This window comes from Natronolimnohabitans innermongolicus JCM 12255, from assembly GCF_000337215.1.
Classification (GTDB): Archaea; Halobacteriota; Halobacteria; order Halobacteriales; family Natrialbaceae; genus Natronolimnohabitans; species Natronolimnohabitans innermongolicus.
This window is the reverse complement of the sequence record NZ_AOHZ01000073.1, coordinates 1-8,470: the sequence shown is the minus strand read 5'-3', so window position 1 is coordinate 8,470 and position 8,470 is coordinate 1. Positions and strand designations below refer to the sequence as shown.

The 8,470-nt window shown below is 64.7% G+C and carries 10 protein-coding genes and 1 pseudogene; 2 read left to right on the top strand and 9 right to left on the bottom strand.

Annotated features, from left to right (window positions below; genetic code table 11):
- From C493_RS15220 to C493_RS15195, 6 genes and pseudogenes are all read right to left on the bottom strand, one after another.
- Positions 1-423 (bottom strand): annotated as a pseudogene (locus C493_RS15220) (homoserine dehydrogenase); the annotation flags it as partial.
- Positions 420-1,004 (bottom strand): hypothetical protein, encoded by a 585-nt coding sequence (locus C493_RS15215; protein ID WP_007260355.1) that lies wholly within the window; start codon positions 1,002-1,004, stop codon positions 420-422. The gene C493_RS15215 and the pseudogene C493_RS15220, both read right to left, overlap by 4 nt.
- 194 nt (positions 1,005-1,198) lie before the next feature.
- On the bottom strand, positions 1,199-1,600 hold the full coding sequence (locus C493_RS15210) for a NifU family protein (protein ID WP_007260354.1): 402 nt from the start codon (positions 1,598-1,600) through the stop codon (positions 1,199-1,201).
- Between the two features lie 130 nt (positions 1,601-1,730).
- A complete protein-coding gene (locus C493_RS15205; RefSeq protein ID WP_007260353.1) occupies positions 1,731-3,098 on the bottom strand; it encodes an LVIVD repeat-containing protein in 1,368 nt (455 codons plus the stop codon).
- Between the two features lie 115 nt (positions 3,099-3,213).
- Positions 3,214-3,426, bottom strand: a complete 213-nt coding sequence (locus C493_RS15200) for a DUF7331 family protein (protein ID WP_007260352.1) — start codon at positions 3,424-3,426, stop codon at positions 3,214-3,216.
- A 124-nt stretch (positions 3,427-3,550) separates the two neighbouring features.
- Positions 3,551-4,528 (bottom strand): ROK family protein, encoded by a 978-nt coding sequence (locus C493_RS15195; RefSeq protein ID WP_007260351.1) that lies wholly within the window; start codon positions 4,526-4,528, stop codon positions 3,551-3,553.
- Between the two features lie 145 nt (positions 4,529-4,673).
- Between C493_RS15195 and C493_RS15190 the strand changes: the two genes are divergently transcribed.
- Positions 4,674-5,099, top strand: coding sequence for a hypothetical protein (locus C493_RS15190; protein ID WP_007260350.1), 426 nt, complete (start codon positions 4,674-4,676; stop codon positions 5,097-5,099).
- 168 nt (positions 5,100-5,267) lie between these two features.
- Here the strand turns inward: C493_RS15190 and C493_RS15185 are convergent, their stop codons facing one another.
- From C493_RS15185 to C493_RS15175, 3 genes are all read right to left on the bottom strand, one after another.
- Positions 5,268-5,732, bottom strand: coding sequence for a universal stress protein (locus C493_RS15185; protein ID WP_007260349.1), 465 nt, complete (start codon positions 5,730-5,732; stop codon positions 5,268-5,270).
- Positions 5,733-5,816: 84 nt separating this feature from the next.
- Positions 5,817-6,284 carry a universal stress protein gene (locus C493_RS15180; RefSeq protein WP_007260348.1) on the bottom strand — a complete coding sequence of 156 codons (468 nt, stop codon included), beginning with the start codon at positions 6,282-6,284 and terminating at the stop codon, positions 5,817-5,819.
- 444 nt (positions 6,285-6,728) lie between these two features.
- Positions 6,729-7,220 (bottom strand): cupin domain-containing protein, encoded by a 492-nt coding sequence (locus tag C493_RS15175; RefSeq protein ID WP_007260347.1) that lies wholly within the window; start codon positions 7,218-7,220, stop codon positions 6,729-6,731.
- 208 nt (positions 7,221-7,428) lie between these two features.
- Here C493_RS15175 and C493_RS15170 point away from each other — a divergent pair, with 208 nt between their 5' ends.
- On the top strand, positions 7,429-8,169 hold the full coding sequence (locus tag C493_RS15170) for an SDR family NAD(P)-dependent oxidoreductase (RefSeq protein ID WP_007260346.1): 741 nt from the start codon (positions 7,429-7,431) through the stop codon (positions 8,167-8,169).
- Positions 8,170-8,470: the final 301 nt, after the last annotated feature.

Below are 8,470 nucleotides of genomic sequence, written 5' to 3'. Positions count from 1 at the left end.
CGACAGCACCGGGATGGCGCCGCCGACGGTCGCCTCGAACCGAACCGACCCCGCGCTCTCTGCCTCGAGTGCGCGCAGGTCTTCGTAGCATTCGGCCACGGGACCCTTGTTCGCGAGCACGACGTGGCGGTCGTCCTCGAGGGCGCGTTTCACGTGCGAGAAGCCGGGCTCGGCGTCACCGAGTGTCGTCGGCGTCGCCTCGACGAGCACGTCGTAGTCGGTCTCGAAGACGGCGTCGGGATCGGCCGTTCCGACGGCGGTACCGCCGGACTTGCGTTCGAGACAGTTGTCGATATCGATCCCGTCGGGATCGACAGCGGCGCTCGAGGAGTCGGCGAGCGCGACGACCTCGTGGCCGTAGTCGCCGGCGAGGTCGGCCACCGAACGGCCGACGGCACCGGCGCCGAGGATTGCGAGTTTCATGCGGCCTCACCGCCGAGCAGCGGTTCGACGACAGTCAGTTCCTTGTCGGCGCCGAGCGAGCGAATCGCCGACAGCGCCGCGTCGGTTTCGCCGGAGTCGATGGCGAGTCGCACGCGGGCGCTCGAGACGGCCTCCGTGCCGTCGGGTGCGGACAGCGAGAGGTCGCGGACGGCGGCGTCGGCCGTCGATTCGATCCGCGAGAGCGTATCCGAGAGGTCGGTGTCGACGAGGTCGCCGACGAGAACGACGCTGATCTCTTCGCCGTAGTGTTCAGCGCCGGCCTGGATGACGTTCACGCCGGCATCGCGCAGCGCGTCGACGATGTCGTCGAACCGCTCGGGAGGCGACTCGAGGTCGACCTCGACGGGGATGTGTCCGCGCGGGGTCATGCTGCCGCGTTCGTGGTGGATACTCAGGAGATTCCCGCCGCTTTCGGCGATCGGTTCGAGCGCGCGGAGGAGTTCGCCGGGTTCGTCGACGAGTTCGAGCCGGACGGTATACGCCCGGACGCCGCCGTCCGTTTCGGCGTCCTCGTCGTGTTCGTCACTCACGGCCGTCACCTCCCGCGTGCAGGCGTCCACACGTCGTCATAGTACTGGTGTACGGTTCCGTAGCGGGTGCGTAAAAGGATATAGGACTTCGCAAAACCTCCGGTCGTGATACCGTTACCCACACGGTAGCAACTGTCGGTCGGCTCCCGGACGGTCACAGCCGGGAAAAGCACTGTCTGGCCGATTTCCACGACAGAATCCGCCCTTCAGGGGCGGGGAGGACGTCAAAGGTGATCCTTACCGGGGTTCGAGGACCCCCAGTCGCCGCGGCCGCCTTCCGTGCGGTCGACGCCCATGATGGATTCGGCCTGTTCTGGACCGCCGAGGCTCTCGCGCGCGTCGGGGACGCGAACTGTCACGTCGTCGATCTCGGGCCACGTGAGAAGTTCGGCCTGGATGTTGCCCGTCGTGACGTCGCTGACCGAACAACCCTTGCAGCCGCCGCCGAGTTCGATGATGACCTCGCCGCTTTCGGGGTCGGCCTGCCGGACGGCGCTGGTGCCGCCGTGCATCTGGATGATCGGCATCTCCCGGCTGAGCCACTTCTCGACGCGCTCTTGGAGCGACGGCTCTCCATCGCTTTCCGCGTCGGAATCGGCGTCGGATACCGCGTCGGTGTCTGTCATGAATCGGACTAGGAGCGCGAACGGTGAATAAGGTTTTGACGCCTGTTAGCGTCCATCAGGAACGATCCTGACGGTTTTGAGGTGCGAGCGGAAACCACTGGATGACTGCGAGGAATCGTCGCCGCGCCGCTCAGCGTTCACCGCCGTTCTCGCGGCGACGCAGCCACTCGAGGGCGGCCACACTGCCGGCGAGTCCGGCAGTTCCGGCGAGGGCGCCGAAGCCGGGAGTTTCGTCGTCAGCTGACGCGCCCGCGCCGGATGAATCCCTGGGGAACGTGTACAGCGCGCCCTCGGTATCCGCCTCGGGGACCTGAGAGGTGCTGCTCGCGACGATGGTCTCCTCGTCGGCGACGCGTGCGGTCCAGAACGCCGCGGTGTCCCGCTCGTGCCAGTGTGCCAGTTCGACGGGATCGGCGGGGTCGCTCACGTCGTGGATCTTGACGCCGCCCTGATACCACGACGAGTAGAGCCGGTCGTCGCGTAGTTCGAAGTTGTGGGCGGTCGTCCACTCGCCGCCGTAGTACGTCGCGTCGTCGGCTTCCGGGGCGTCGATCGACGACAGTTGCGTCGGCTCTGCGGGATCGCTCACGTCGTAGAGGTCGATCCCGCCGGGCTCGTCGGGTCCCGCGCCGTCGATCGCCCAGGCCTCACGGCCGACCGCGAGGAGGTCCCCGGTGTCGTCGACCGCCGAGTAGTGATCGTTGCCCGGCAGGCCAAGCTGGGCCACGTCGTCGGGGAGCTCGAGTTGCCGTTCGAGGTCGGTCTCGCGCACGTGAGAGATGTATTCCGGGGCGGCGGGATCGCTGACGTCGAGTAGGTACGTGCCGGCGTTCCAGTAGGCGAGGTAGGCGATATCGTCGTGGACGTAGACGTCGTGAAGGTAGCGCACGAGCCAGTGAACGTCCCGCCACTCGGGTTCGCGCTCGAGCAGCGACCAGCGGGCGATTTCGGTCGGGTCGTCGTCGCCTACGTCGAAGACGACGAGGGGGTTCGTCTCGACGCCGTCTACCTCGACACTGTTCGCGACGAGATACAGCGTGTCGCCGTCGAGAAAGCAGTTGTGAATGTGGTACTCCGTCTCGTAGGGAGCAGCGGCGACGGTCGGCTCTGCGGGATCGCTGACGTCGTAAAGGACGAATCCGTGAAAGACGTCCGCCGACGTCTGTTCGCCCGGCCCGACGACCGCGAGTCGGTCGCCGTCGACTTTCACGTCCAGAACGTTGGTGAGCGTACTGCCGTCGACCTCGAGCGGGAATCGTTCCTCGAGGATGGCAGGATCGTCGGGATCGGTGATATCGACAGTCGCGAAGCCATCGTTGGTGGCGACGTACGCCGTCTCTCCCTCGTCGCCGACGACGGCCTCGGCGGCGCCGGTGACCTCGACGCGGCCCGCCGGGCCGAACGCGGCGGGTTCGCTGGCGAACGACGACGTCACCTGCGAGAGTCCGAGGGCGACGCCGGCGGCGCCGCCGGCCTGCAGGAAGGTTCTCCGCTCCATGTCGGTAGTTCGAACTGCGCGACCAAATAACGACGTGCTGCAGGCGAGTGGGTCGGTCGGCGGCCGATGCGACACCGGGCGGCGAGACGACGGCGCAAAAACGACTCGAGTTCGTCTAGCGAAGTTCCTCGCGCGACCGGACGTCCGCGGCGTCCATCGCGATCCAGGCGGCGGTGTTCTCACGGTCACAGAGAACCACCTGCGAGCCGGCGTCGTACGATAGGACGGTTTCGAACTGCGGATGTGCGTGTGACTGCGACTTCACGTCCTCGGACCCGTCGACGCGTTCGGGCTGGGCGTCGTCCGGGGCGCTCGTATTCGTAGCCATCGTCGTACTCCTCGTTCGAACGAGTGAAGCCGACCAACCTAAACGGGGGGTTGAATTCCCAATCGGCGGGAGTGAACACCCCGTTGGGGTTTTGGTCGACACGCCAAACGGACAGCAGTCCGTATCAGTCGTGGATCCGCTGGCGATCGCCCGTTCCACCGGTCAGCGCGCTCGCGAGCGCCCCCTCGAGGACGACGTCGTCGCCCTGATCGGTGACGCGGATTTCGGGGACGTTGGACATAACCATCTCCTCGATGCGTTCGCGGATCGGATCGACCACGAGCTCCTCGTTGTGCAAGGCGACGGCGCCGCCAAAGGAGATGACGATCGGTGCAAACGAGTGGACCACGTTCGTCACGCCGATGGCGTTCCAGTGGGCGAGTTGGTCGATCACGTAGTCGGCCAGTTCGTCCTCGCCCGCGAGTTCGAAGACGTCTTTCGCGGTGAAGTCGGGACCCTCGAGCGGGAGGTCGGTCGACGTCGTCGGATCGTCCTCGGCGAGGTAGCGGGCGTAGTTCGGGATCGCGTTTCCGGAGCAGTAGGCCTCCCAGTGACCGTCGTGCCCACAGCCACAGGTCAGTCGACCGGTCGGATCGACGATACAGTGGCCGACCTCGCCGGCGTTGCCGTCCCAGCCGCTTACGATCTCGCCGTCACAGCAGACGCCGGCGCCGATCCCCGACGAGATCGTAATGTAGACCATGTCGTCCGGGTTTCGCTCGGCGTGGAACCGTTCGCCGATAACGCCCGCAGTCGTGTCGTTGTGCAGGTAGACGTCGTCGCTGTCGATGAGTTTCTCGATCGGGCCCGTCAGCGGAATGCGATCGATCGAGTCGGGAAGATTCGCCGGATCGATCACCGCGCCTTCGACGAGATCGAACGGGCCGATGGAACCGATTCCCGCGGCGACGATCGCGCCGGGTTCGATGCCGGCGTCGCCACACGCCTCGCGAAGCGTTCGCAGTACGCCTTCGGTCACGTCGATCCCCGTCGGTCCGCGCGGCGTGGATCGGCGACTCACGCCGATCCGCGTCCCGTCGTCTTCGGCGACGACGGCACGGACGTTGGTCGCGCCGAGATCGACGCCCGCGTAGTAATCCATGTCGTCCTAGACACGCCCGTCGCCGTACTTAACTACACAGATCGTACTCGAGAACGAGTAGTTATTCCGACCAATCAGTCGATACGGAACGATGGTGGCCGAACGTGGGAACAAATGTATGACCTGTGGTAACATATGAATATCTATGGCCATCGACGACACCCCGACTGACGGCTCGGCTGGACCGATCGTCGAGCTCACCGGGACCGAGTGTGACGCGCTTCACGAGGTCGAACTCGCCCTCGAGTGGCTCCAGCGGGCACAGGGGCAGTTGCTGGCGGTCCACCACGCGACGGGACACGGAATGGATCACCTACGCGAGGCCGAAGACCTCCTCAGGGACGCCGGACGCGACGACCTCGCCGACGATATTCGCGACGGCCTGTTACCTCGCGGCGTCGTCGACGACGATCGGTGGTCCTACGACGTCGTCGAAGACTTCCAGGAGAACCTGCTTGCGGACTCGCGAGCGCTCGAGCGACGCGTCCGTCACGAGCTGGCCGACGGCGAGCGTCACGTTCGGGAGCGCCGCCAAGAACGGCGCTGGAAGGGCCGAGCGGAAACGGAGTGAGCGACGAGTAGACGGGATGGGGCGGGAAACACGAACGCGGAAACGAGTGGAAAAACGCGACGCTCGAGCGAGCGAGCGCTCGAGGTGCGTATCGACGCGGACAAAGCGGAAGTCGAGCGAGCGCTCGAGGTGCGTATCGACGCGGACAAAGCGGAAGTCGAGCGAGCGCTACTCCATCACGTCCAGATCGCGGAAGTAGGTGACCGGACAGGGCGCCTGCAGGATAATTTCCTGGGAAACCGAGCCCAGCACGGCCTTCTCCGCCGGCGAGCGGCGGCGTCCACCGACGACCATCCGGTCGGCATCGACCTCGACTGCCATGTCGACGACCTTGCTCCCGACCTCGCCGAGGGCGCCTTTGACCTCGTAGTCGACGCCGGCGTCGGCGAAGAGTTCCTCTAAGTCCCCCACGGGTGCGCGTCGGGCGGCGACCTCGTCCGGATCGACGTCGTCCACGCGGGCGTCGAATCCGAGGTCGTCGTGGATATCCTCGTACTCGTCCTCGGTGAAGGCGTGTCCAATCACGACCGTCGCGTCGAGGGGTTCAGCGACCTCGAGAACGGTTTCGGCTAACTCCTCAGCGCGAACGGTATCCATCGGCCCGACGGCAAGCAGTATCGTATCGATCGCCATAGGGACACAGTGGTTGTGCCACCCGCTTAAGGGTTCGCGTCGTCACAGTATTCCCGGACCGGTCCCGGAGCCAGTCGGACGGACTCACTCGAAGTCGTCGTTCCGGACGAACGTCACCGGACACGGCGCCGAGAGGAGCACCTCCTGGGCCGTCGACCCGAAGACCGCCTTCCCGGTCGGCGACCGGCGCCGTCCACCAACGACGACGCGATCGGCGTCAACTTCGGTCGCTAGGTCGACGATCGTCGGACCGTGTTCCCCGACCGCGCCGCGAGTCGCGTACTCGACGTCGTGCTCCTCGAGCGTCGCCTGCAACTCGAGGATCGTCTCGTGGCGGCCCGCGACGTCGTTCGGATCGACGTCGTCTCGTTCGCGGTCGAACTCGAGTCGAGAGAGGACGTCGTCGTACTCGGTTCGGGTGAAGACGTGGGCGAGGACGACGGTCGCGTCGGCGGGGCCTGCAACCTCGAGGACCGTCGCGGCCAGTTCGTCGAGCCGATCGGAATCGCTGGGGCCGATAGCGAGCAACACGGTACCGAGTTTCGTATCCATGACAACGACTACCGTCGGAAGTACCGTAAATCCACCTCCGGAACTCGTCTCGTGCCACTCGGGGCCAGCCGGAGACGGTAGTTCTCGGTCTCTCGACACGGTAGGAGTCATAGGGATTAGTGTCGGTTCTCATACGTTTCGGTGTGGCAGATCGCGGATACGTTTACTCCGGCGTGATGAATATAGAGGATGGATTCACCACAAGTCTCCGCGCGAGCGAAGCGAGCGCGGTTCCCGGACGGTGAGGCGGAAGGCGAGCCGTCCGCCTTTTTCATCGAAGTTTTTGCGCGAGTGGTCCGCCGAAGGCGAACCCGACGCGAAAAAGCTTCGCGCTCTGTATCTCGCACACCGTTCCCGACCTGTTCGGAAGCTGGTAGAAAGCGCGTACAAGCCGTAGAGCGTGAATGAAATACGAAAACCGTGGGAGGTGGTTCGTCTTGCCCCCTACATCTGGAGGCCGTGTTCCTCACAGAGCTTGGGAACGCTTTCGAGATCGGCCTCGAAGTCATATCGATCACAGATCTCTTCGAAGCGGGCGAGTGCTTCCCCGTCCGCGGGATCGAATGGGTAGACGTGCGATATCTCCTCGAAGAACTCCGAGAACTCGCCCGGCGCGATGATCTCGAGGAATCGAAGCGGTTCGTCGCCCGCATTCCAGAACGTGTGCCATGCATCACGCCCTTTCACGACCGACTCCTCGGCTGGAACGGTCGTCAGTTCATCGTCGGCTAGTACGGTCATCTCGCCCTCCAGCACGTAGGAGATTTCGTCCTCACGGCTGTGGCGGTGGAGCGGTGCCGCCAGCGTGTGCGCCGGGAGCGTGTGCTCGACGATGGCGACGTTCGCCTCGTTTTCCGTCCGAGAGATGTCGAGTCGCGCACCAAGCTTCCCGAGCGTAACGTCGTACTTCGCTGAAGGCGTAACTTGTGAACTCATCGCGAAGTACAGTTGGACGTGTGAGGATATAACATAGCATTCACTGGAAGTCAGAGAGTCAGTGATTCAACACAGCTCCTCTCAGTGAAAGTCAATGCACACCGAATCGCAATTCCGTCCTGCGATTGGTGTGTAAATCGTTTCACTGACTACTATACCACCGCCGTCGGTTCGGTCGTTTTTTCTCCGTCGTCGTGGACGGACGCGCATGGACAGACCTGATCTCGCGGATCGCACGGTGCTCGTCACGGGAAGTGCACGCGGCGTCGGTCGGGCGCTCCTGCTCGCGGCGGCCGACTGCGGTGCGAAGACCGCAGTTCACTACCACACGAGCGCCGACGCAGCCCGCGAGGTGGTCGACGAAGCGCTCGAGCGCGGCGCGAGCGACGCAACGTCGATCCAGGCCGACGTCACCGACCCCGAGAGCGTCGACGGACTCTTCGCGGCCGTCGAGTCGGAGCTCGGCGAGGTCGACGTCCTCGTCAACAACGTTGGCGACTTCGCGCCCAGCCACTGGGCCGATATCGACTTCAAAACCTGGAATCGCGTCCTCGAGACGAACGTAAACGGCACCTACCTCTGTTCGAAGCGCGCGCTCCCAGCCATGCGCGAGGGCGAGTACGGCCGGATCGTCAACGTCGGCTACGCCTCGAGCGAGAAGGGACTCGTGAGCCCGAAGAACTTCCCCTACTTCGTCGCCAAGGCCGGCGTCGTCATGTTCACGCGGATGCTCGCGGCCGACACGCAGGATTGCAACGTGACGGTCAACGCCATCTCGCCGTACGTCGTCGAGAACTCCGACGAGTTCCCCGAAGAACTGCCCCGCGACCGACCCGCGAGCTTCGAGGATCTGGTCCAGCCGCTGTACTTCTTCCTGGATCCCGACAGCGAGTACGTCAGCGGGGAGAACGTGGAGGTCGACGGCGGTTGGTTGCCGGAAACGGTGTGAGGGCCAGCCAGAAATGGTCGAACCGCGGCGCGTTGCGCCGCGGGANAGAACGTGGAGGTCGACGGCGGTTGGTTGCCGGAAACGGTGTGAGGGCCAGCCAGAAATGGTCGAACCGCGGCGCGTTGCGCCGCGGGACGTTTTTGGTCCAGATTTTTGCGAGGAGTGGGTCTCGAACGGAGTGAGAGACCCCGACGAAGTAAAAAGGTGGGTGTAGAACGTGGAGGTCGACGGCGGTTGGTTGCCGGAAACGGTGTGAGGGCCAGCCAGAAATGGTCGAACCGCGGCGCGTTGCGCCGCGGGA